A 23,826-nucleotide genomic window follows, 5' to 3' on the forward strand; every position below is an offset into this window, starting at 1 on the left:
CGGGATTCCCCTTTTGCAGATCGGTTGTAGGCCGGATAAGGCCTAAGCCGCCATCCGGCAGCTTAGGCTGATGAACTGCCTGATGGCGCTTCGCTTATCAGGCCTACAGGAGAGGCCTACAAGCTGATTAGATATCGATGTTTGCCGCTTTCAGGGCGTTCTCTTCGATAAAGGCGCGACGCGGTTCAACGGCATCGCCCATCAGCGTAGTGAACAGCTGGTCGGCGGCAATCGCATCTTTCACGGTGACGCGCAGCATACGACGGCTTTCCGGGTCCATCGTGGTTTCCCACAGCTGATCCGGGTTCATCTCGCCCAGACCTTTATAGCGCTGAATCGCCAGGCCACGACGGGACTCTTTCACCAGCCACTCCAGCGCCTGCTCGAAGCTCGCAACCGGCTGACGGCGCTCGCCGCGTTCAATGAACGCATCGTCTTCGATCAGACCGCGCAGCTTCTCGCCGAGCGTGCAGATGCGACGGTATTCGCCGCCGGTAACAAACTCGTGATCCAGCGGATAGTCGGTATCCACGCCGTGAGTACGCACGCGAACAATCGGTTCGAACTGCTGCTGTTCGGCGTTCTCGCGAACGTCAAACTTCCACTGGCTGCCGTGCTGCTCTTTCTCGTTCAGCTCGGTAATCAGCGCGTTCACCCAACGGGTGACAGCCTGTTCGTTGCTAAGATCGGCTTCCGTCAGCGTCGGCTGATAAACCAGCTCTTTCAGCAGCGCTTTCGGGAAGCGACGCTCCATGCGGCCAATCATTTTCTGCGTCGCGTTGTAATCAGAAACCAGTTTTTCTAACGCTTCGCCCGCCAGTGCCGGTGCGCTGGCATTGGTGTGCAGCGTTGCGCCATCCAGAGCGATGGAGATCTGGTACTGATCCATCGCCTCATCGTCTTTAATGTACTGTTCCTGCTTGCCTTTCTTCACTTTGTACAGCGGCGGCTGCGCAATGTAGACGTGACCGCGCTCGACGATTTCCGGCATCTGACGATAGAAGAAGGTCAACAGCAGCGTACGGATGTGCGAGCCATCGACGTCCGCATCGGTCATGATGATGATGCTGTGATAGCGCAGTTTATCCGGGTTGTACTCGTCACGACCGATGCCGCAGCCCAGTGCGGTGATCAGCGTCGCCACTTCCTGGGAAGAGAGCATCTTGTCGAAGCGCGCTTTCTCCACGTTGAGGATTTTACCCTTCAGCGGCAGAATCGCCTGGTTCTTGCGGTTACGACCCTGTTTAGCAGAGCCGCCCGCGGAGTCCCCTTCCACAAGGTACAGTTCAGACAGCGCCGGGTCGCGTTCCTGACAATCCGCCAGTTTACCCGGCAGACCCGCCAGATCCAGCGCGCCTTTACGACGCGTCATTTCACGCGCACGACGCGCGGCTTCACGCGCACGCGCCGCATCGATAATTTTGCCGACCACGATTTTGGCGTCGGACGGGTTTTCCAGCAGGTATTCGCTCAGCAGCTCGTTCATCTGCTGTTCCACCGCCGATTTCACCTCGGAAGAGACCAGTTTATCTTTGGTCTGGGAGGAGAATTTCGGGTCCGGCACCTTCACGGAAACCACGGCAATCAGGCCTTCACGCGCATCGTCACCGGTGGCGCTGACTTTGGCTTTCTTGCTGTAGCCTTCTTTATCCATATAGGCGTTCAGGGTACGGGTCATCGCCGCACGGAAGCCTGCAAGGTGCGTACCGCCGTCACGCTGCGGAATGTTGTTGGTAAAGCAGTAGATGTTTTCCTGGAAACCATCGTTCCACTGCAATGCCACTTCCACGCCGATACCGTCTTTTTCGGTGGAGAAGTAGAAGATATTCGGGTGAATCGGCGTTTTGTTCTTGTTGAGGTACTCAACAAACGCTTTGATGCCGCCTTCGTAGTGGAAATGGTCTTCTTTACCGTCGCGCTTGTCTTTCAGACGAATAGAGACGCCGGAGTTCAGGAAGGACAGCTCACGCAGACGCTTCGCCAGAATTTCGTATTCAAATTCGGTGACGTTGGTGAAGGTTTCCAGGCTCGGCCAGAAACGCACCATCGTACCGGTTTTGTCAGTTTCGCCGGTCACCGCCAGCGGCGCCTGCGGTACGCCATGCTCATAGATCTGACGGTGGATTTTGTTATCGCGCTGGATAACCAGTTCCAGTTTCTGGGACAGGGCGTTAACCACGGAAACACCCACGCCGTGCAGACCGCCGGACACTTTATAGGAGTTATCGTCGAATTTACCGCCCGCGTGCAGCACGGTCATGATCACTTCCGCAGCAGAAACGCCCTCTTCCGGGTGAATACCGGTCGGGATGCCACGCCCGTCATCCTGCACGGATACGGAGTTATCGGCATGAATGGTGACGATAATGTCTTTACAGTGACCCGCGAGCGCTTCGTCGATAGCGTTATCTACCACCTCGAATACCATGTGGTGCAGACCGGTGCCGTCATCCGTGTCGCCGATATACATACCCGGGCGCTTACGCACCGCATCCAGCCCTTTCAGGACTTTGATACTGGAGGAGTCATAAGAATTCGACATCAACGTTTCTCGCTCAATTTATCTTGGGTTAATCCGTTATTTTACCCTTTTCCACGGTGAACATCTTCGAATTTTTGTCCGACATGTCCAGAACGTGTTCAGCGCTGATTGCGCTGACAAAGACCTGTGATTGCGTCGCTTTCAAGCGGCTGGCCAGCAGCCCGCGACGCGCATCATCAAGTTCAGAGGCAAAATCATCTATCAGGTAGAGACACCGCCGCCCGCTTTCACGGGTGAGGAACTCCCCTTGCGCCAGTCGTAAAGCGCACATCAGCAGTTTAAGCTGCCCACGCGATAAGGTATCTTCCACCGGCGCACCGTCAGCACGAATGCGGAAATCCGCTTTGTGCGGGCCATGCGCGGTGTAGGTCAACATGCGATCGCGTTCGAAGCTCCGCTCCAGCACCTCGGCATAATCCGTCTCTTTTTCCCAACCGCGCTGAAAAGAGAAGGTGAGGGAGAACTCCGGTAGAAATTGCTGGCAGGTATCCGCCATATCCTGCGCAATACCAGCACTGTACTCAGCACGCCAGGTACTGATTTGTTCCGCGAGAGGAATCAACTCCTTATCCCACGGACGCAATTGTTCATAACGGCTTACCTGGCGCAGCGCCGCGTTGCGCTGCTTGAGCAACCGCTTCAGGTTGCTCCAGGCGGTAAAAAAACCGACTTCGTTGTGAAAGCATCCCCAGTCAAGGAACGCTCTTCTGTATTTGGGGCCGCCGTTGAGTAAAGTAAACCCCTCAGGGGTAATCAACTGCATCGGCATCAGGTGCGCCAGCTCCGCCACTTTGTGGCCGTCGGTGCCGTCGATGCGCACTTTGCTGTCGCCCAGCTTGTCTTTCGTCAGGCCGATAGCGGTTTCGCGCTCTTCCCCTTGCAAACGTCCGTGGAGGACAAACGACTCCTGCTCATGACGAATGACGCGGCCAATCTGCAAACTGCGAAACGCCCGGCCGTGGCCGAGCGTATAGATGGCCTCCAGCACGCTGGTTTTGCCGCTACCGTTTGCGCCAACCAGGAAGTTAAAGCCGGGGGATAAAGCGAGATCCGCATTTTCAATATTGCGAAAGTCGCGGATCAACAGGCGGGTGAGCGACATTACAGTCTCATTGGCATCACAACATACGCAGCACTTTGAGACGCCGCATCTTCAATCTGTACGCTGGAAACGGAGTCTGTCAGCAGAATACGCACGGTTTCACATTTCAGCGCGTTTAGCACATCGAGCACGTAGCTGACGTTAAAGCCGATCTCCATCTCAGTACCGCCGTAGGTGACGTCCAGAATCTCTTCCGCTTCTTCCTGTTCCGGGTTGTTGGCGGTGATTTTGAGTTGGTTTTCGCTCACATACAGGCGTACGCCACGGAATTTCTCGTTGGAGAGAATCGCCGCGCGGGCAAACGCCTGCTTGAGAATATCGCAACCCGCTTCCAGCGTTTTGTCCGGGTTCTTCGGCAATACGCGGCGATAATCCGGGAAACGACCATCAACCAGCTTGGACGTAAAGATAAAATCACCGACGTGGGCACGGATGTTGTTACTGCCGATCTGTACGCGCAGCGGGGTTTCGCCGCCGTCGAGCATACGCATCAGCTCAATCACGCCTTTACGCGGCACAATCACCGAATGGTTAGGCAGAGATTGCCCGACCGGCATAGAGCAGACCGCCAGACGGTGACCGTCGGTCGCGACGGTACGCAACTCTTCACCTTCAGTCTCAAACAGCATGCCGTTTAAGTAGTAACGCACGTCCTGATGCGCCATTGAGAACTGGGTGGCTTCAATCAGGCGCTTCATCGTTGCCTGCGGCAGGGTGAATTCGACTTCGCTCTGCCAGTCATCCAGATTAGGGAAATCGGCGGCAGGCAGCGTGGAAAGCGAGAAACGGCTACGCCCGGAGCGCACCAGCATCCGATCGCCTTCCAGCTGGACGGCAATTTCAGCCCCTTCCGGCAAGCCACGGCAGATATCAAAGAATTTCCGCGCCGGGACGGTAGTTGCGCCTGGTTCATGAGGTTGAATCAACGCAACGCGCGCCACCATTTCCATTTCAAGATCGGTGCCCGTCAGCGACAGCGTACCGTCAGCCACCTGCAACAGCAGGTTACCGAGAATGGGCAGCGTAGGACGACCGCCCAGCGGGCCACTGACCTGCTGAAGCGGTTTTAATAAATGTTCACGTTCAACGGTAAATTTCATAGCGTCACGAAGATAATGTTCTGATTAAGTTTGAGAAATCTTCTTTAATATCATGGCTTTCTTCACGCAGCTGCTCAATTTTACGGCAGGCATGAAGTACGGTAGTGTGGTCACGTCCACCAAACGCGTCGCCAATTTCCGGCAGACTGTGGTTGGTGAGCTCCTTTGCCAGCGCCATAGCCATCTGACGCGGGCGCGCTACCGAGCGAGATCGACGCTTGGAAAGCAGATCCGCGATTTTAATTTTGTAATACTCCGCCACCGTCTTCTGGATATTGTCGATGGTGACCAGCTTTTCCTGCAACGCCAGCAGATCGCGCAGCGCTTCACGCACAAAGTCGATAGTGATAGCGCGTCCGGTAAAGTTAGCGTTAGCGATCACGCGGTTCAGCGCCCCTTCCAGCTCACGCACGTTAGAGCGTAGTCGCTTGGCAATAAAGAACGCCACCTCACCAGGCAAACGAATATCATTTTCGTCCGCTTTTTTCATCAGGATCGCCACGCGGGTTTCCAGCTCAGGCGGTTCGATCGCCACCGTCAACCCCCAACCGAAGCGGGATTTCAGACGATCTTCAACGCCGTTGATCTCTTTTGGATAACGATCCGACGTCAAAATGATCTGCTGATTACCTTCTAACAGGGCGTTAAAGGTGTGGAAAAACTCTTCCTGGGATCGTTCTTTATTGGCGAAGAATTGAATGTCATCAATAAGCAGTGCGTCAACGGAACGGTAGTAGCGTTTAAACTCTTCGATCGCGTTGTTTTGCAAGGCTTTAACCATGTCCTGCACAAAGCGCTCGGAGTGCATATACACCACTTTCGCATTCGGTTTGCGCGCCATAATGCCGTTGCCCACCGCATGCAACAGGTGAGTTTTACCCAGACCGGTGCCGCCGTAGAGGAACAAGGGATTGTAGGCGCCGCCGGGGTTGTCCGCCACCTGACGCGCCGCCGCGCGCGCCAGTTGGTTGGATTTACCTTCGACGAAGTTATCAAACGTGTGTTTCACGTTAACGTTAGAGCGGTAGGTCGGTTCTGCCGGAGCCGGCACGTTATCCCAGCCCGGGCGCGCCGCGGCTGGCGCCGCACGCTGTGGCTGCGCCTGAGCGACCTGCGCAGGCGCAACAACATTGTTGACCGGCGTTTTGAGCGTTTGAGTGACGGGTTTCGTCCCGACCTCAAAACGCAGTTGTGGGGCATCCGCTCCGCAGAAATTATTCAGCAGTCCATTGATATTATTGAGGTACTTGTCTCTTACCCAATCGAGCACAAAACGGTTTGGCGCATACAAAGCCAGCGTGTTATCGCTCAGTTCCGCCTGCAACGGGCGTATCCACATACTGAATTCTGTGGCTGGTAACTCATCCTGCAATCGGGCAAGACACTGCTGCCAAAGCGAAAGTGACACGGCGGACTCCACTCGAACAAAAGTCGATAAATGACAAAGGCTGAAACATTCATGATTGTTGACGCACGTCGAAAAGACCCTGTGCATAAAAGGGTGACGTGCGAATTGCTATCTGCAATTTTACCCGATCAGGATCCGTTGAAACGATCAGGACCGCGGATCATAGCCTAAACTGAGCAAGAGATCTTCTGTTTCTCACAGATTCTTCCCGATTTATCCACAGGATGATCCAGAACCGGGTAAGTGTAAACGATCCAGGCGAAGTGCTGCACGATTTCGCGCGCATATTGAAAAAATTAATGAGTAAAGACATTAAGCGCCTTAAACGATCTAATAAAGATCCCGTGCGATCCTTGCGCTTTGTTCGGCAGTCCGTATAATCCTCCACCCGTTGTACAATGCCCATCGTACGGCGTTAGCGCTGCTTGTTTTTCGCGCGAAAAGGTGCGGAAAAACGCAGGGTTTTAAGGAAAGAGAATTGACTCTGGAGTGTACAATTATTACAATCCGGCCTCTTTAATCACCCACGCTGAGGCGTAAGTCGTTCGATAATCGTTCGGGTATACGCAAAAGTCAGTGAATTTATTCAAGTTTAGGTAGAAATCGCCATGAAACGCACTTTTCAACCGTCTGTACTGAAGCGCAACCGTTCTCACGGCTTCCGTGCTCGTATGGCTACTAAAAATGGTCGTCAGGTTCTGGCACGTCGTCGTGCTAAAGGCCGCGCTCGTCTGACCGTTTCCAAGTAATAAAAGCTAACCCCTGAGTGGTTAAGCTCGCATTTCCCAGGGAGTTACGTTTGTTAACTCCCAGTCATTTCACATTTGTCTTCCAGCAGCCACAACGGGCTGGCACGCCGCAAATCACCATTCTCGGCCGCCTGAATTCGCTGGGGCATCCCCGCATCGGTCTAACCGTCGCCAAGAAAAACGTTCGACGCGCGCATGAACGCAATCGGATTAAACGTCTGACGCGTGAAAGCTTCCGTCTGCGTCAACATGAACTCCCTGCAATGGATTTCGTGGTGGTGGCGAAAAAAGGGGTTGCCGACCTCGATAACCGTGCTCTCTCGGAAGCGTTGGAAAAATTATGGCGCCGCCACTGTCGCCTGGCTCGCGGGTCCTGATAGCCCTTATACGGGTCTATCAACGCCTGATCAGTCCGCTGCTTGGGCCGCATTGCCGTTTCACGCCAACCTGCTCAAGCTACGGAATTGAGGCATTGCGCAGGTTTGGAGTGATAAAAGGCAGTTGGTTGACGGTGAAACGCGTATTAAAATGCCACCCTTTACACCCTGGTGGTGACGATCCCGTCCCGCCCGGACCATTTGATACCAGAGAACACTAACGATGGATTCGCAACGCAATCTTTTAGTCATCGCTTTGCTGTTCGTGTCTTTCATGATCTGGCAAGCCTGGGAGCAGGATAAAAATCCGCAGCCTCAGACCCAACAGACCACGCAGACAACGACCACCGCAGCGGGTAGCGCCGCCGACCAGGGCGTACCGGCCAGTGGCCAGGGGAAACTGATTACGGTTAAGACCGACGTGCTTGATCTGACCATCAACACCCGTGGCGGTGATGTTGAGCAGGCCTTGCTGCCAACTTACCCGAAAGAGCTGGGTTCTAAAGAACCGTTCCAGTTGCTGGAAACGACTCCGCAGTTTATCTACCAGGCGCAAAGCGGCCTGACCGGTCGTGATGGCCCGGATAACCCAGCTAACGGCCCGCGTCCGCTGTACAGCGTCGATAACGACACGTTTGTCCTCGCGGATGGCCAGAACGAACTGCATGTTCCGATGACCTGGACTGACGCCGCTGGCAACACCTTCACCAAAACGTTTGTCCTCAAACGCGGTGAATATGCGGTCAACGTCAACTACAGCGTGCAGAACGCCGGTGAGAAACCGCTGGAGATCTCCACCTTTGGTCAGTTGAAGCAATCCATCAATCTGCCGTCTCATCGCGACACCGGTAGCAGCAACTTTGCACTGCATACCTTCCGTGGCGCGGCGTACTCCACGCCGGATGAGAAGTACGAAAAATACAAATTCGACACTATTGCCGATAACGAAAACCTGAACGTCAGCTCCAACGGCGGTTGGGTCGCCATGTTGCAGCAGTACTTCGCAACGGCATGGATTCCGCGTAACGACGGCACCAATAACTTCTATACCGCTAATCTGGGTAACGGCATTGCCGCTATCGGCTATAAATCTCAGCCGGTTCTGGTACAGCCGGGTCAGACTGGCGCAATGACCAGCACCCTGTGGGTTGGCCCGGAAATTCAGGATAAAATGGCGGCCGTTGCACCGCACCTGGATCTGACCGTTGATTACGGTTGGCTGTGGTTCATCTCTCAGCCGCTGTTCAAACTGCTGAAATGGATTCATAGCTTCCTGGGTAACTGGGGCTTCTCCATCATCGTTATCACCTTTATCGTTCGTGGCATCATGTACCCGCTGACGAAAGCGCAGTACACCTCCATGGCGAAGATGCGTATGCTACAGCCGAAGATTCAGGCTATGCGCGAGCGTCTGGGCGATGACAAACAGCGTCAGAGCCAGGAAATGATGGCCCTGTACAAAGCTGAGAAGGTTAACCCGCTGGGCGGCTGCTTCCCTCTGATCATCCAGATGCCTATCTTCCTGGCGTTGTACTACATGCTGATGGGCTCCATTGAACTGCGTCATGCGCCGTTCGCACTGTGGATCCATGACTTGTCCGCACAGGACCCGTACTACATCCTGCCGATCCTGATGGGCGTGACGATGTTCTTCATCCAGAAGATGTCTCCGACTACCGTGACCGACCCGATGCAGCAGAAGATCATGACCTTTATGCCGGTCATCTTCACGGTATTCTTCCTGTGGTTCCCGTCAGGTCTGGTGCTGTACTATATCGTCAGCAACCTGGTAACCATCATCCAGCAGCAGCTGATTTACCGTGGTCTGGAGAAACGTGGCCTGCATAGCCGCGAGAAGAAAAGCTCCTGATTCCATGTAAGCCGGGTAAGCATAGCGCCACCCGGCAATCAGAACAGCGATGACAGGGCGGTCAATTGACCGCCTTTTTTATTAGCAAAAAAGAGAAGATCATGAGCCATAACGACACTATCGTCGCCCAGGCTACCCCACCGGGACGCGGTGGCGTCGGTATCCTGCGCATTTCCGGCCTCAAGGCGCGCGAGGTGGCCGAAGCCGTATTGGGCAAGCTACCAAAACCGCGTTACGCCGATTACCTGCCGTTTAAAGATGCCGATGACACGGCGCTGGATCAGGGGATCGCGCTGTGGTTTCCCGGCCCGAACTCGTTCACTGGTGAAGACGTACTGGAACTGCAAGGGCATGGCGGCCCGGTCATTCTCGACCTGCTGTTAAAACGTATTCTGACGCTCCCCGGCCTGCGCATTGCCAGACCGGGCGAGTTCTCCGAGCGCGCGTTCCTCAATGACAAGCTCGACTTAGCCCAGGCAGAAGCGATTGCCGACCTGATCGACGCCAGTTCCGAGCAGGCGGCACGCTCGGCGCTGAACTCGCTACAGGGGGCATTTTCCGCGCGTGTAAATCATCTTGTGGAAGCACTTACTCACCTGCGCATCTATGTGGAAGCGGCCATTGACTTCCCGGACGAGGAGATCGACTTTCTCTCCGACGGCAAAATTGAAGCCCAGCTCAACGGCGTGATCGCCGATCTCGATGCGGTACGCGCCGAAGCGCGTCAGGGCAGCCTGCTGCGTGAAGGGATGAAGGTGGTCATTGCCGGACGCCCTAACGCCGGGAAATCGAGCCTGCTGAACGCCCTGGCGGGCCGTGAGGCCGCCATTGTCACCGATATCGCTGGCACCACCCGCGACGTGCTGCGCGAGCATATTCACATCGACGGAATGCCGCTGCACATCATCGATACCGCCGGTCTGCGCGATGCCAGCGATGAAGTGGAACGTATTGGGATTGAGCGCGCCTGGCAGGAGATAGAACAGGCCGACCGCGTGCTGTTTATGGTGGATGGCACAACCACCGATGCCGTTGATCCGGCGGAAATCTGGCCGGACTTTATCGCCCGTTTACCGGCGAAACTGCCGATCACCGTTGTGCGCAACAAAGCTGACATCACTGGCGAGACGCTGGGTATCAGCGAGGTGAATGGTCACTCACTTGTCCGTCTTTCCGCCCGTACCGGCGAAGGCGTGGATGTGTTGCGTAACCATCTCAAACAAAGCATGGGCTTTGACACCAATATGGAAGGCGGCTTCCTTGCCCGCCGTCGCCATCTTCAGGCGCTGGCAGAAGCCGCAGAACATCTCCAGCAGGGCAAATCACAGCTGCTTGGCGCCTGGGCTGGCGAACTGCTGGCGGAGGAGCTGCGTCTGGCGCAGCAGGCGCTGAGTGAGATCACCGGCGAGTTTACCTCCGACGATCTGCTGGGCCGTATTTTCTCCAGCTTCTGTATTGGCAAGTGATGTTGTTTTGCCCGGTGGCGCTACGCTTACCGGGCCGACTAAATCTGTAGGCCGGATAAGGCAAAGCCGCCATCCGGCAATAATAAATTTCCTCACAGGAAATCACCGTTGTCCAAATGGCAACTCGCGTCACTGAAAAGCTCCCCGTATTCTTAGCGCCACGCTTATTGTGAGGACGCTATGACCCGCTTTCTAATCTGTAGTTTTGCCCTTGTTTTACTCTACCCAGCCGGTATCGACATGTATCTGGTCGGTTTACCCCGTATTGCCGCCGATCTGAACGCCAGCGAGGCGCAGCTGCACATCGCGTTTTCGGTATACCTGGCCGGGATGGCTACCGCAATGCTGTTTGCGGGTAAAGTTGCAGACCAGTCAGGGCGCAAACCGGTGGCGATAGCGGGCGCGGTGATATTCATCATCGCCTCCATGCTTTGCTCACGAGCAACGGACGGGTCGCTGTTCCTGACCGGGCGCTTTATTCAGGGCATCGGGGCGGGGTGCTGTTATGTGGTGGCGTTTGCGATTCTGCGCGACACGCTTGACGATCGCCGCCGGGCAAAGGTGTTATCGCTATTAAACGGAATTACCTGCATTGTGCCGGTATTAGCGCCAGTGTTAGGGCATTTGATTATGCTTAAATTCCCGTGGCAAAGTCTGTTTTACACGATGATAGCGATGGGTATCGCGGTATGCCTGCTCTCGGTGTTTATCCTGAAAGAAACGCGCCCGGCAACATGCTCATCGACCTCGCGCCCTCAGCAAAATGCAGAGTCGCTGCTCAACCGCTTTTTCCTCAGCCGTCTGGCGATCACCACGTTGAGCGTGTCGGTGATCCTCACATTTGTAAACACCTCGCCGGTGTTGCTCATGGAAATGATGGGCTTTGATCGCGGTGAATACGCCACCACAATGGCGCTGACGGCAGGCATCAGCATGGTGGTGTCGTTCTCAACGCCCTTTGCGCTGAGCGTATTTAAACCGCGCACGCTGATGCTCACGTCGCAAGGGCTGTTTCTGGCTGCGGGCATCGTACTCAGCCTCTCATCCTCTCACGCCGTCACGCTCTTTGGCCTGACGCTCATCTGCGCGGGTTTTTCAGTTGGCTTTGGCGTGGCGATGAGCCAGGCATTAGGCCCATTCTCACTGCGTGCTGGCGTCGCAAGCTCTGTACTCGGCATTGCACAGGTCTGCGGGTCATCGCTATGGATATGGCTGGCGGCAGTCATTGGCTTTAACGCCCTGAATATGCTGATCGGGATTCTGATTGGCTGTAGCATGGTCTGTATCCTGTTACTGATGACCATACAGCCCGCAGCGCACTATGAAAAAATCCATCACCAGTCTCGATCTTAATCTGTTGTTATGTTTGCAGCTTCTGATGCAGGAGCGCAGCGTCACCAAAGCGGCGAAGCGGATGAACGTCACGCCCTCGGCGGTGAGTAAATCGTTGTCAAAGCTGCGAACATGGTTTGATGACCCGCTGTTTGTGAACACGCCGCTGGGGCTGACGCCGACGCCGCTGATGGTCAATATGGAACAAAGCCTGGCGGACTGGATGCAGATGAGCAATCAGCTGCTTGATAAACCGCATCACGAATCGCCACGCGGCCTGAAATTTGAACTGGCGGCAGAATCGCCGCTGGTAATGATCATGTTCAATTCTCTGTCGCAGCAGATTTATCAGCGCTATCCGCAGGCCACAATCAAGGTGCGTAACTGGGATTACGACTCGCTGGATGCCATCACACGCGGCGAGGTGGATCTCGGCTTTACCGGAAGGGAGAGCCATCCCCGTTCGCGGGAGCTTCTCAGCCTGCTGCCGCTGTCTATCGATTTTGAAGTCCTGTTCAGCGACCTCCCCTGGGTCTGGCTGCGGGAAGATCACCCGGCGCTACAAGAAGAGTGGAATCTGGAAACATTTTTACGCTATCCGCATATCAGCATTTGCTGGGAGCAAAGCGACACCTGGGCGCTGGATGATGTATTGCAGGAGATGGGCCGCAAACGCAATATCGCCTTAAGTTTACCGGGGTTTGAACAATCGCTGTTTATGGCCGCCCAGCCGAACCACTCGCTGCTGGCGACCGCGCCTCTCTACTGCCAGCGTTATAACCAGCTCCACCAGCTACCGTTGGTCGCGCGTCCTCTCCCTTTTGACGCCGCCCAGCGAGAAAAGCTGATGGTGCCTTTTACCCTCCTTTGGCATAAACGTAACAGCCATAACCCTAAAATTATCTGGTTAAAAGAGACCATCAAAACGCTCTATAGCCACCTCTCCTGACGGTAAATTAACCACGACCGCGTCAGAAATGTAAAAGTCGCGTAAGCGCCGCTGTTTTCGTCGAACTTTTGACCAGTAAAACCTGTCCATAATCTACGTAAATGTTACTCTCGTAATAATCACGGACCATTAATCACGGAGCGAAAAATGGCGACACATTTTGCCAGAGGGATTCTTACGGAGGGACACCTGATTTCAGTCCGTCTGCCTTCTCCATGCCACATCGAAGCCAGAAACCTTCCCGCTCACCGCCGGACACGTTTTTTGGCTTCACGCGGCTTACTCGCTGAACTGATGTTTATGCTCTACGGAACCAGCGAGCTGCCAGAAATTGCTATTCAGGCCAAAGGGAAGCCTGTCTTTCGCGATAAAAATCTGCCTGCGTTCTCCATCTCATATGCCGGGAATATGGTAGGCGTGGCGCTGACAACGGAGGGGGAATGCGGCCTGGATATGGAATTACAGCGAGCCATGCGAGGCTTCCATAGCCCACTCTCAGCCGAGAGCCCGGCGTTCTCCAGCAACGAAAATCTGTGGATCAACAATCAGAGCGATCCCAACGAAGCGCGCGCGCAACTGATCACCTTACGCCAGAGCGTGCTAAAGCTAACCGGTGACGTACTGAATGACGATCCGCGTGAACTCCAGCTCCTTCCCGGCGCAGGCCGCCTGAAATGCGCCCACGTTACGCAGGTGGAGGCAATATGCGACGCGGAAGATATTCTGGTCTGGTCGGTGGCGGTTACGCCAGCCATTGAAAAACTGAATGTTTGGGAGTTTGATAGTAAGCAAGGATGGAAAAGCCTGGCCGATATCCAGACCCGGGCGAATGAACCTACCGGTCGCCTGATGCGATTCGCTCAATTATCCACAGCAAAGTCATCTTATACACTTAGCTGATTCGGCCCTGTCCCGGCCGCCATGATGAAAAGGAGTAATCATGTCCGAAACGTTGAATGTTGTTACGTTACTGGGGAGCCTGCGCAAAGGTTCATTTAACGGTATGGTCGCCCGCACGCTGCCGAAAATTGCCCCGGCAGGCATGGAGGTCAGCGCATTACCTTCGATTGGCGATATTCCGCTGTATGACGCTGATGTGCAGCAGGAAGAGGGGTTCCCGGCGAGCGTTGAAGCGCTGGCGGAGCAAATCCGTAAAGCGGACGGCGTCGTCATCGTCACACCGGAATACAACTACTCGGTGCCTGGCGGACTGAAAAACGCGATCGACTGGCTGTCCCGCCTGCCAGAACAGCCGTTAGCCGGGAAACCGGTGCTGATCCAGACCAGCTCAATGGGGGCAATCGGCGGCGCTCGCTGTCAGTATCATCTGCGCCAGATTCTGGTATTCCTTGATGCGATGGTAATGAACAAACCGGAGTTTATGGGCGGCGTGATTCAGAACAAAGTTGACCCGCAAACCGGGGAAGTGGTTGATCAAAGCACGATTGATCATCTTACCGGCCAGCTAACCGCATTTGGCGATTACATTCAGCGCGTTAAAGCGTGATAATAGCGCGCGCGTAGGGCCGCAGGCCGGATAAGGCGTTTGACCGCCATCCGGCTATCAAATTTGCCTGATGACGCTACGCTTATCAGGCCAGGACACCTCGCGCAGCGCCGTATCAGCGGCAATTAGTGCGCGTCGATAAACACAATCTTCAGCACAAACAACAACGCCACGACCACCACGCAAGGACTCAGCTCACGCAGACGTCCGGTGCCGATTTTCATCACACAGTAAGAGATAAAGCCCAGCGCGATACCTTCGGTAATCGAGAAGCTGAACGGCATCATCACGGCAGTAATAAACGCCGGAACAGACTCGGTAAGGTCCTGCCATTTCACGCGCGCCAGACTGGAAGTCATCAGTACGCCAACATAGATCAGCGCCCCGGCAGCGGCATAACCCGGCACCATTCCCGCCAGCGGCGACAGGAAGATAACCAGCAGGAACAGCAGACCGACAACAACGGCGGTCAGGCCCGTGCGCCCGCCGACGGATACGCCGGATGAGGACTCGATATACGCGGTAACCGACGAGGTTCCGATAAACGCCCCGGTCACAGAAGAGACGCTATCGACGAACAGCGCCTGCTTCATCCGCGGGAATTTACCTTTCTCATCAGCCAGACCGGCTTTGTCGGTGACGCCAATCAGCGTACCGGAGGAGTCGAACAGGTTCACCAGCATGAAGGAGAAAATCACGCCAGCCAGACCAATGTTAAACGAGCCCGCCAGATCCACATGCCCGATCACAGAGCTAACGCTTGGCGGCGCAGAGACAATGCCGTTGTAATGCACATCACCCATCATCCAGCCGAGCAGCGTCGTTACAATAATAGAGACCAGCACGGCGGCATGAATGTTACGTGATGCCAGAATAGCGATGATGAAGAAGCCCAGCACGCCGAGCAGTACGCTGTGAGAGGTCAGATTACCGATGCTCACCAGGGTTTCCGGGTTCGCGACGATAACGCCTGCGTTTTTCAGCCCCATCATGCCGATAAACAGGCCGATACCGCTGGTGATGCCCACGCGCAGACTGACCGGAATGTTAGCAATCATCCAGTAACGCACGCGGAAGATGGTCAGCAGCAGCAGGCCGATCGCTCCCCAGAAGATTGCGCCCATACCAACCTGCCAGGACAGCCCCATCGCGCCAACGACCACGAAGGCGAAAAACGCGTTCAGACCCATAGCCGGCGCCAGCGCGACCGGTAAATTAGCAAACAGCCCCATCAGAATGCTGCCGAACGCCGCGATAAGACAGGTGGTAACGAAGACGGCGCTGGTGTCCATGCCAGCAACGCCAAGAATCTGCGGGTTAACAAAAACGATGTAAACCATCGTCAGGAAGGTGGTAAAACCGGCGATCACTTCGGTTCGTGCCGTCGTGCCATGTTCGCGCAGTTTAAACACGCGTTCCAGCATACCCTGACCAGAAGTCTGGGTGGTGTGTTGTTGACTCATTATCTATTTCCGAACAAGGAGGGAAAATTCGTCGCTATCCTATACCAAAATGCGACAATAAGGGCAGTTGTGAGACACTTTTTTCATTGAATTTGCTTATACGGCAACGATTGCGTCGCACAATAAGGCATTACGAAAACGTTAAACTAGCGAGAAAAGAAAGCATGTCCCAGATTCAAGCGGTATTTTTCGACTGCGACGGTACGCTGGTCGACAGTGAAGTCATTTGCTCCCGCGCGTATGTCGCGATGTTCCAGGAATTCGGCATCACGCTCGATCTCGAAGAGGTGTTCAAACGCTTTAAAGGCGTAAAACTCTACGAAATCATCGATATCATTAACGAGGAGCAGGGTGTGTCGTTAGCAAAAGCGGATTTAGAACCCGTTTACCGCGCCGAGGTCGCACGCCTGTTCGACTCAGAACTGGAGGTGATCGCAGGGGCAAATGCGCTGCTGGACAGCATGACGGTGCCGATGTGCGTCGTCTCTAACGGCCCGGTCAGCAAAATGCAGCATTCACTGGGCAAGCTGGGCATGTTGCATCATTTTCCAGAAAAATTGTTCAGCGGCTATGACATTCAACGCTGGAAGCCCGATCCGGCTCTGATGTTCCACGCGGCGAAAGCCATGAACGTTGACGTAGAGAATTGCATTCTGGTGGATGATTCCAGTGCCGGCGCCCGGTCGGGAATCGATGCGGGAATGGAGGTGTTCTACTTCTGCGCCGATCCGCACAACAAACCGATCGATCATCCGAAAGTGACGACGTTTACCGATCTGGCGCAGTTGCCGGAATTGTGGAAAGCGCGGGGTTGGAATATCGTCGATTAAACCGTAGGCCTGATAAGCAAAGCGCCATCAGGCGAATGGCGCAGAATGCCGGATGCGGCGTAACGCCTTATCCGGCCTACAATAGCGACGCCGGGGGATCCCGGCGAACGCAACAAGCCGCTTATTCCTTCGGATCTTTGCCTGCCAGCAGTTTATCCAGCTCGTCACCACCGACGTGGCGGAAATCCTGTCCCTTCACGAAGTAGAAGATGTACTCGCAGATATTCTGGCAACGGTCGCCAATGCGCTCAATGGAGCGTGCGCAGAACAGCGCGGTCAGCACACTTGGAATGGTGCGCGAATCTTCCATCATGTAGGTCATCAGCTGACGCACGATACCTTCGTATTCCTGGTCAACTTTCTTATCTTCACGGTAGATACGCACCGCTTCGTCAATATCCATTCGCGCGAACGCGTCCAGCACGTCATGCAGCATCTGTACGGTGTGACGCCCCAGCGACTCCAGGCTCACCAGTAGCGGCTGGTGCTGGTGGGAGAATTTCTCCAGCGCGGTGCGACAAATTTTGTCCGCCACGTCGCCAATGCGCTCCAGTTCAGCGATGGTTTTGATGATCGCCATCACCAGGCGCAGGTCGCTCGCTGTCGGCTGGCGTTTGGCAATGATGCGCACGCACGCTTCATCGATCGCCACTTCCATCATGTTGACGTGCTTATCGCCGTCAATAACGCGTTTCGCCAGTTCGCTATCCTGATTATGCATCGCGGTGATCGCATCAGAAAGCTGTTGCTCCACCATGCCGCCCATGGTCATCACCTGGGTGCGGATGCTTTCCAGTTCTGCGTTGAACTGGCCGGAAATGTGTTTGTTAAGGTTTAGGTTGTCCATGGTTAGCTCCAAATCAACCGTAGCGGCCAGTAATATAATCTTCGGTTTGCTTTTTAGCGGGCTTAGTGAACAGATCGTCCGTGTTGCTGAACTCAATCAACTCGCCCAGATACATAAACGCCGTGTGGTCGGAACAACGCGCAGCCTGCTGCATGTTGTGCGTCACGATCACCACGGTGTAGTCCTGCTTCAGCTCAGTGATCAGCTCTTCAATACGCCCGGTGGAAATCGGGTCCAGCGCTGAACACGGCTCATCCAACAGCAGAACTTCCGGGCGAATGGCGATACCACGCGCAATGCACAGACGCTGCTGCTGACCACCCGAGAGAGAGTACCCGCTCTGGTGCAATTTATCTTTGGTTTCGTTCCATAATGCGGCTTTGGTCAACGCCCACTGAACGCGTTCGTCCATATCGGCGCGAGACAGTTTCTCAAACAGGCGCACGCCAAAAGCGATGTTGTCATAGATAGACATCGGGAACGGCGTCGGCTTCTGGAACACCATCCCCACTTTGGCACGCAGCAGAGCGATATCCTGGGTGTTGGTGAGGATATTATCGCCATCCAACAGGATCTCGCCTTCCGCGCGCTGCTCTGGATACAACGAATACATTTTGTTAAAGGTACGCAGCAGTGTGGATTTACCACAGCCAGACGGCCCAATAAACGCCGTGACCTGGTTCTTCGCGATATCCAGGTTGATATCCTTCAGGGCATGGAATTTGCCGTAGTAGAAGTTCAAATCACGAACCTGAATCTTACCCGGAGCAGTATCAACCATACTCATTTCAATCTCTTCCTCATTCGGCGTCGCCGTTGGCCGCGCCGTAAAAAATTAACCGCTGTTCACATCTGTAGGCCAGATAAGGCGTTTACGCCGCCATCCGGCACCTGAAATTAACCGTGTTTACTCTTCGCAAAAATGATGCGCGCCAGAATATTCAGCAACAATACGCACAGGGTAATGATCAACACCCCAGCCCAGGCCAGTTGCTGCCACTCCGCGAACGGACTCATCGCAAATTTAAAGATAGTGACCGGCAGGTTAGCGATAGGCTGCATCATGTCGGTGCTCCAGAACTGGTTGGAAAGCGCAGTAAAGAGCAGCGGCGCGGTTTCACCCGCAATACGGGCAACCGCCAGCAGTACGCCGGTGATGATCCCAGAAATAGAGGCTTTCAGGGTAATCGCCGAGATCATTTTCCATTTCGGCGTCCCCAGCGCATAAGCCGCTTCACGCAGGCTATCCGGCACCAGTTTCAGCATGTTCTCTGTGGTACGAATGACGATAGGCACCTGTAGCAGCGCTAGCGCAATCACGCCCGCCCAACCGGAGAAGTGCTCCATTTGCGCCACCACGATGGTGTAAACAAACAGACCGACCACGATAGACGGCGCGGAAAGCAGGATGTCGTTAATGAAACGGATCACTTCCGCAAGCCAGGATTTACGACCATATTCCGCCAGGTAGATCCCCGCCATGATGCCAAGCGGCGTACCAAATACCGTCGCCCACAAAATTAACAGTCCGCTCCCCGCCAGGGCGTTCGCCAGACCACCGCCAGCGGTATTCGGCGGCGGCGTCATTTCGGTAAACAGCGCCAGCGACATGCCGTCGAAACCACGCGTAATGGTGGACATCAGGATCCAGATGAGCCAGAACAGCCCAAACGCCATCGTCGCCATTGAGAGCGTCAATGCGATGCGGTTTCTCGTGCGGCGCTTAGCCTGCATTTTACGGCGGGATTCCGCCAGTTCTGCGGTCGTTTGCATTTCAAGCGTAGCCATTAGCGTGCCCCCTCATTCTTCGCCAGACGCATAATCATCAGCTTAGAAATCGCCAGCACAATGAAGGTAATCACAAACAGAATCAGACCCAGTTCCATCAACGCGGCAACGTGCAGACCAGACTCCGCTTCGGCAAATTCGTTCGCCAGCGCAGAGGTAATACTGTTGCCCGGCATGTACAGCGAAACGCTGTCGAGCTGGTAGGTGTTACCGATGATAAAGGTCACCGCCATGGTTTCTCCCAGCGCACGACCCAGCCCCAGCATAACGCCGCCGATCACCCCATTTTTGGTGAACGGAAGGACGATACGCCAGATAACTTCCCAGGTGGTGCAGCCGATGCCGTAGGCCGACTCTTTCATCATCACCGGGGTTTGTTCGAAGACATCGCGCATAACTGCCGCGATGTAAGGAATGATCATAATGGCGAGAATAACGCCCGCCGCCAGAATACCGATACCAAATGCCGGGCCAGAGAACAGTGCGCCAACAAACGGAATGTTGGAAAGAATATTCCCGACCGGTTCCTGGAACCAGGTAGCAAACAGCGGCGCGAAGATAAACAGGCCCCACATGCCGTAGACGATACTGGGGATAGCCGCCAGCAGTTCGATGGCGATGCCCAGCGGGCGACGCAGCCAGCCCGGCGCCAGTTCCGTCAGAAACAGGGCAATACCGAAGCTCACCGGAACGGCGATCAGCAGAGCGATAAACGAGGTAACCAGCGTGCCATAAATGGGAACCAGTGCGCCGTAGATATCGTTTGGCGCATCCCACTCTTTAGTCCACAGAAACGAGAAGCCAAACTTCTCAATGCTTGGCCAGGAGGAGATAATCAGCGAGACAATAATGCCACCCAACATCAATAGCACAATCAGCGCAGCCAGTTTTACCAGCGCGCTGAATATCATGTCACCCTTTTTACCCGGCGGGTTAAAAGCAGGCTTGGTTGCAGCCATAAATTACTCTTTCCATTAAACGCGTTTACGAAGTTGCCCATGCCGGATGGCGCTACGCTTATCCGGCCTACAAATCGGGCCTACAGTCGGAACTGTAGGGCGGATAAGCGTAGCGCCATCCGCCAGTTCGTTAAAGATATTCTATTAGTACAGCGCTTTACCGCTGCTATCCTTCACATTAGTCTTCCATGCTGCACGAACCTGCTCAACAACGCTGTCCGGCAGGCTGGCGTAATCCAGGTCATTCGCCTGTTTGCCGCCATTTTTGTACGCCCAGTCGAAGAACTTCAGCACTTCAGCGCCCTGCTCAGGTTTCTTCTGCTCTTTGTGGACCAGGATGAAGGTGGTGGAAGTGATTGGCCACGCATCGTCACCTTGCTGGTTCGTCAGATCCTGAGCGAAAGAGGTGCTCCAGTCAGCGCCTTTCGCGGCGTTAGCAAAGCTCTCTTCGGTCGGGCTTACGGGTTTACCATCCGCTGAAATCAGTTTGGTGTAAGCCAGGTTGTTCTGCTTCGCATAAGCGTATTCAACATAGCCGATAGAGCCCGGCAGACGCTGTACGAATGCGGCAATACCGTCGTTACCTTTACCGCCCAGACCGGTCGGCCAGTTAACGGTAGAGCCAGCGCCGACTTTAGATTTCCACTCTTCGTTCACTTTCGCCAGGTAGCTGGTGAAAACGAAGGAGGTGCCGGAACCATCTGCACGACGCACAACGGCGATGTTCTGAGAAGGCAGTTTCAGACCCGGATTCAGTTTGGTGATGGCTTCATCATCCCACTTCTTAATTTTACCCAGGTAGATGTCACCCAGGGTTTTCCCATCCAGCACCAGTTCGCCAGACTTCAGACCCGGGATATTCACCGCCAGCACTACGCCGCCAATGACGGTCGGGAACTGGAACAGACCTTCCTGCTCCAGTTTTTCGTCAGACAGCGGAGCGTCGGATGCACCGAAATCAACGGTGTTAGCCGTAATTTGTTTTACACCACCGGAGGAGCCGATACCCTGGTAGTTTACTTTGCTACCGGTCTCTTTCTGATAGGTATCAGCCCATTTGGCATACACCGGCGCAGGGAAAGTTGCACCTGCACCTGTCAGGCTCGCTGCTGCGAAAGCAGAGAACGCGCTCATGGATAAGGTCGCGGCGACAACAGTTGCGACAGTGGTACGCATGACTTTCATAATGTCTCCTGCAAGATTTTCGTAAATCATTGTTAAGTGGCTACGATGAGCAAAATAGGACAAACAGGTGACAGTTAAATGTACGAAATATGACAGTTTTATGACAACGAAAACTGATGAAATAAATCACAGAAAAAACAATTTATAAACAATCAGTTAATTCACTTCATGACAATGCGATTTCATGAAAATTTTCTTTTTATGACACTGAAAACAGTAGCTGAAGATGACGGTTTGTCACATTAAAACGACGGGAGAATTGATTAAAAACAGAACAGCGCAGAAAAAAATGCCCCGCTTTCGCAGGGCATCGTCACGATTACTCAACGGTAACAGATTTCGCCAGGTTACGCGGCTGGTCCACATCGGTGCCTTTGATCAGCGCAACGTGATACGCCAGCAGTTGCAGTGGAACGGTGTAGAAGATCGGTGCAATCACCTCTTCCACATGCGGCATCTCAATGATGTGCATGTTGTCGCTGCTGACAAAACCGGCATCCTGGTCGGCGAAGACGTACAGCTGGCCGCCACGGGCGCGGACTTCTTCGATGTTGGATTTCAGTTTTTCCAGCAGTTCGTTGTTCGGCGCCACCACGATAACCGGCATATCTGCGTCGATCAGCGCCAGCGGGCCGTGTTTCAGCTCACCTGCCGCATACGCTTCTGCGTGAATATAAGAGATCTCTTTCAGCTTCAGCGCGCCTTCCAGCGCGATCGGATACTGATCGCCACGGCCCAGGAACAGGGCATGGTGTTTGTCAGAGAAATCTTCCGCCAGCGCTTCGATACGCTTGTCCTGAGACAGCATCTGTTCGATACGGCTCGGCAGCGCCTGCAAACCGTGAACAATATCGTGCTCGATAGACGCATCCAGACCTTTCAGACGCGCCAGCTTCGCCACCAGCATCAGCAGAACGGTCAGCTGAGTGGTAAACGCTTTGGTGGAGGCCACGCCGATTTCCGTCCCGGCGTTGGTCATCATCGCCAGATCGGATTCACGCACCAGGGAAGAACCCGGAACGTTACAGATGGCGAGAGAACCCAGATAGCCCAGCTCTTTCGACAGGCGCAGACCGGCAAGGGTATCCGCCGTTTCGCCAGACTGAGACAGAGTGATCATCAGGCTGTTACGACGCACGGCGGATTTGCGATAGCGGAATTCAGAGGCGATTTCGACGTCGCACGGAATACCGGCCAGCGATTCAAACCAGTAGCGAGAGACCATACCGGAGTTATACGACGTGCCGCAGGCGATAATCTGAATATGTTCAACCTGAGACAGCAGTTCGTTCGCTTTTGGCCCCAGCTCGCTTAAATCCACTTCACCGTGGCTGATACGCCCGGTCAGCGTATTTTTAATCGCATTCGGCTGTTCGTAGATCTCTTTCTGCATGTAGTGACGGTAAATACCTTTATCGCCCGCATCATATTGCAGACTGGATTCGATATCCTGACGTTTCACTTCCGCGCCGGATTTATCGAAAATGGAGACCGAACGACGGGTCACTTCCGCAATATCGCCTTCTTCCAGGAAGATGAAGCGACGGGTTACCGGCAGCAGTGCCAGCTGGTCGGAAGCGATAAAGTTTTCGCCCATACCCAGACCGATAACCAGCGGGCTGCCAGAGCGCGCCGCCAGCAGCGTATCCGGGTGACGGGTATCCATGATTACCGTGCCGTACGCGCCGCGCAGTTGCGGAATCGCACGCATAACCGCTTCACGCAGCGTCCCGCCCTGTTCCAGCTCCCAGTGTACTAAGTGAGCAATCACTTCGGTGTCGGTCTCAGAAACGAAGGTATAACCACGCGCTTTCAGTTCTTCACGCAGTGGTTCATGGTTTTCGATGATGCCGTTATGCACCACCACAATGTGGTCAGAAACATGCGGATGCGCGTTTGCTTCCGAAGGTTCGCCGTGGGTCGCCCAGCGGGTGTGAGCAATCCCGGTGCCGCCAGACAGAGGATGGTCTTCCGCTGCCTGGGCCAGCATCTGTACTTTACCAAGGCGACGCAGACGGGTCATGTGACCTTCCGCATCAACCACGGCCAGACCGGCAGAGTCATAACCACGGTATTCCAGACGACGTAAACCTTCGAGAAGGATTTCAGCTACATCACGTTGCGCGATAGCGCCAACAATTCCACACATAGTATTTAATTCCGATTTTGGCATTAAGCCTGTCGTTGTCGCTGACCTGTTAATACCCGTATTCCGGGCGCCCCGAGCCTTGTAGAGAGTGGGGTTATTTTTATAGGTACTGCTTTTGGGCGAGCGATATATCTTTATCGCCTCATCCCTCATCTGCCGGATGGCGCTTACGCTTATCCGGCCTACAGAACGTCATCGAACGT

General features: G+C 54.5%; 22 protein-coding genes. 11 read left to right on the forward strand and 11 right to left on the reverse strand.

Features of this window, described 5'->3' with window-relative positions; translation table 11 throughout:
* Window positions 1–127: 127 nt before the first annotated feature.
* The 4 genes from gyrB to dnaA are packed head-to-tail and all read right to left on the reverse strand — an operon-like array spanning window position 128 to window position 6,152.
* Entirely contained in the window at window positions 128–2,542 is a 2,415-nt protein-coding gene (gene gyrB / locus OGX81_RS14530; RefSeq protein ID WP_012000804.1) for a DNA topoisomerase (ATP-hydrolyzing) subunit B, read from the reverse strand.
* Between the two features lie 28 nt (window positions 2,543–2,570).
* On the reverse strand, window positions 2,571–3,644 hold the full coding sequence (recF, locus tag OGX81_RS14535; RefSeq protein ID WP_012000805.1) for a DNA replication/repair protein RecF: 1,074 nt from the start codon (window positions 3,642–3,644) through the stop codon (window positions 2,571–2,573).
* Window positions 3,644–4,744 carry a DNA polymerase III subunit beta gene (dnaN, locus tag OGX81_RS14540; RefSeq protein ID WP_012000806.1) on the reverse strand — a complete coding sequence of 367 codons (1,101 nt, stop codon included), beginning with the start codon at window positions 4,742–4,744 and terminating at the stop codon, window positions 3,644–3,646. Before dnaN ends, recF begins: the two co-directional genes overlap by 1 nt.
* Before the next feature lie 4 nt (window positions 4,745–4,748).
* Window positions 4,749–6,152, reverse strand: coding sequence for a chromosomal replication initiator protein DnaA (gene dnaA / locus OGX81_RS14545; protein ID WP_060815936.1), 1,404 nt, complete (start codon window positions 6,150–6,152; stop codon window positions 4,749–4,751).
* Between the two features lie 299 nt (window positions 6,153–6,451).
* Between dnaA and OGX81_RS22140 the strand changes: the two genes are divergently transcribed.
* The 10 genes from OGX81_RS22140 to OGX81_RS14590 all read left to right on the forward strand — a co-directional run bounded on the left by OGX81_RS22140 (window position 6,452) and on the right by OGX81_RS14590 (window position 14,402).
* Window positions 6,452–6,532 (forward strand): hypothetical protein, encoded by an 81-nt coding sequence (locus OGX81_RS22140; RefSeq protein ID WP_422854069.1) that lies wholly within the window; start codon window positions 6,452–6,454, stop codon window positions 6,530–6,532.
* Window positions 6,533–6,760: 228 nt separating this feature from the next.
* Complete coding sequence (rpmH, locus tag OGX81_RS14550; RefSeq protein ID WP_000831330.1) at window positions 6,761–6,901, forward strand: 50S ribosomal protein L34; 141 nt, start codon at window positions 6,761–6,763, stop codon at window positions 6,899–6,901.
* A 17-nt stretch (window positions 6,902–6,918) separates the two neighbouring features.
* Window positions 6,919–7,278, forward strand: a complete 360-nt coding sequence (gene rnpA, locus OGX81_RS14555; RefSeq protein WP_012000809.1) for a ribonuclease P protein component — start codon at window positions 6,919–6,921, stop codon at window positions 7,276–7,278.
* The gene (gene yidD, locus OGX81_RS14560) at window positions 7,242–7,499 is read left to right on the forward strand and encodes a membrane protein insertion efficiency factor YidD (protein ID WP_001307474.1); all 258 of its coding nucleotides are present in this window, start codon (window positions 7,242–7,244) and stop codon (window positions 7,497–7,499) included. Before rnpA ends, yidD begins: the two co-directional genes overlap by 37 nt.
* Before the next feature lie 2 nt (window positions 7,500–7,501).
* On the forward strand, window positions 7,502–9,148 hold the full coding sequence (gene yidC, locus OGX81_RS14565; protein WP_012000810.1) for a membrane protein insertase YidC: 1,647 nt from the start codon (window positions 7,502–7,504) through the stop codon (window positions 9,146–9,148).
* Window positions 9,149–9,249: 101 nt separating this feature from the next.
* On the forward strand, window positions 9,250–10,614 hold the full coding sequence (gene mnmE, locus OGX81_RS14570) for a tRNA uridine-5-carboxymethylaminomethyl(34) synthesis GTPase MnmE (RefSeq protein WP_104869094.1): 1,365 nt from the start codon (window positions 9,250–9,252) through the stop codon (window positions 10,612–10,614).
* A gap of 180 nt (window positions 10,615–10,794) precedes the next feature.
* Window positions 10,795–11,967, forward strand: a complete 1,173-nt coding sequence (locus OGX81_RS14575; protein WP_104867976.1) for an MFS transporter — start codon at window positions 10,795–10,797, stop codon at window positions 11,965–11,967.
* A complete protein-coding gene (gene yidZ, locus OGX81_RS14580; RefSeq protein ID WP_012000814.1) occupies window positions 11,936–12,895 on the forward strand; it encodes an HTH-type transcriptional regulator YidZ in 960 nt (319 codons plus the stop codon). Before OGX81_RS14575 ends, yidZ begins: the two co-directional genes overlap by 32 nt.
* Before the next feature lie 147 nt (window positions 12,896–13,042).
* The gene (locus OGX81_RS14585) at window positions 13,043–13,795 is read left to right on the forward strand and encodes a 4'-phosphopantetheinyl transferase family protein (RefSeq protein ID WP_024130084.1); all 753 of its coding nucleotides are present in this window, start codon (window positions 13,043–13,045) and stop codon (window positions 13,793–13,795) included.
* Between the two features lie 40 nt (window positions 13,796–13,835).
* Window positions 13,836–14,402 (forward strand): NADPH-dependent FMN reductase, encoded by a 567-nt coding sequence (locus OGX81_RS14590; RefSeq protein ID WP_012000816.1) that lies wholly within the window; start codon window positions 13,836–13,838, stop codon window positions 14,400–14,402.
* 125 nt (window positions 14,403–14,527) lie between these two features.
* Here the strand turns inward: OGX81_RS14590 and adeP are convergent, their stop codons facing one another.
* Entirely contained in the window at window positions 14,528–15,865 is a 1,338-nt protein-coding gene (gene adeP, locus OGX81_RS14595; RefSeq protein ID WP_012000818.1) for an adenine permease AdeP, read from the reverse strand.
* 164 nt (window positions 15,866–16,029) lie between these two features.
* On the opposite strand from adeP, the gene yieH reads away from it, so the two are divergent.
* Window positions 16,030–16,695 carry a 6-phosphogluconate phosphatase gene (gene yieH, locus OGX81_RS14600; protein WP_104867975.1) on the forward strand — a complete coding sequence of 222 codons (666 nt, stop codon included), beginning with the start codon at window positions 16,030–16,032 and terminating at the stop codon, window positions 16,693–16,695.
* Between the two features lie 121 nt (window positions 16,696–16,816).
* On the opposite strand, the gene phoU is transcribed toward yieH, so the two are convergent.
* From phoU to glmS, 6 genes are all read right to left on the reverse strand, one after another.
* Window positions 16,817–17,542, reverse strand: coding sequence for a phosphate signaling complex protein PhoU (gene phoU, locus OGX81_RS14605; RefSeq protein ID WP_012000820.1), 726 nt, complete (start codon window positions 17,540–17,542; stop codon window positions 16,817–16,819).
* Between the two features lie 13 nt (window positions 17,543–17,555).
* Entirely contained in the window at window positions 17,556–18,329 is a 774-nt protein-coding gene (gene pstB / locus OGX81_RS14610; RefSeq protein ID WP_012000821.1) for a phosphate ABC transporter ATP-binding protein PstB, read from the reverse strand.
* Between the two features lie 110 nt (window positions 18,330–18,439).
* Window positions 18,440–19,330 (reverse strand): phosphate ABC transporter permease PstA, encoded by an 891-nt coding sequence (gene pstA / locus OGX81_RS14615; protein ID WP_012000822.1) that lies wholly within the window; start codon window positions 19,328–19,330, stop codon window positions 18,440–18,442.
* Window positions 19,330–20,289: a phosphate ABC transporter permease PstC gene (gene pstC / locus OGX81_RS14620; RefSeq protein WP_012000823.1), complete on the reverse strand. Its 960-nt coding sequence runs from the start codon at window positions 20,287–20,289 to the stop codon at window positions 19,330–19,332. Before pstC ends, pstA begins: the two co-directional genes overlap by 1 nt.
* Window positions 20,290–20,433: 144 nt before the next feature.
* On the reverse strand, window positions 20,434–21,474 hold the full coding sequence (gene pstS, locus OGX81_RS14625) for a phosphate ABC transporter substrate-binding protein PstS (protein WP_024130085.1): 1,041 nt from the start codon (window positions 21,472–21,474) through the stop codon (window positions 20,434–20,436).
* A 319-nt stretch (window positions 21,475–21,793) separates the two neighbouring features.
* Window positions 21,794–23,623 (reverse strand): glutamine--fructose-6-phosphate transaminase (isomerizing), encoded by a 1,830-nt coding sequence (gene glmS, locus OGX81_RS14630; protein ID WP_012000825.1) that lies wholly within the window; start codon window positions 23,621–23,623, stop codon window positions 21,794–21,796.
* Between the last annotated feature and the right edge of the window lie 203 nt (window positions 23,624–23,826).

The sequence above is a fragment of the Citrobacter sp. CK206 genome, from assembly GCF_030333125.1.
Classification (GTDB): domain Bacteria; phylum Pseudomonadota; class Gammaproteobacteria; order Enterobacterales; family Enterobacteriaceae; genus Citrobacter_B; species Citrobacter_B koseri.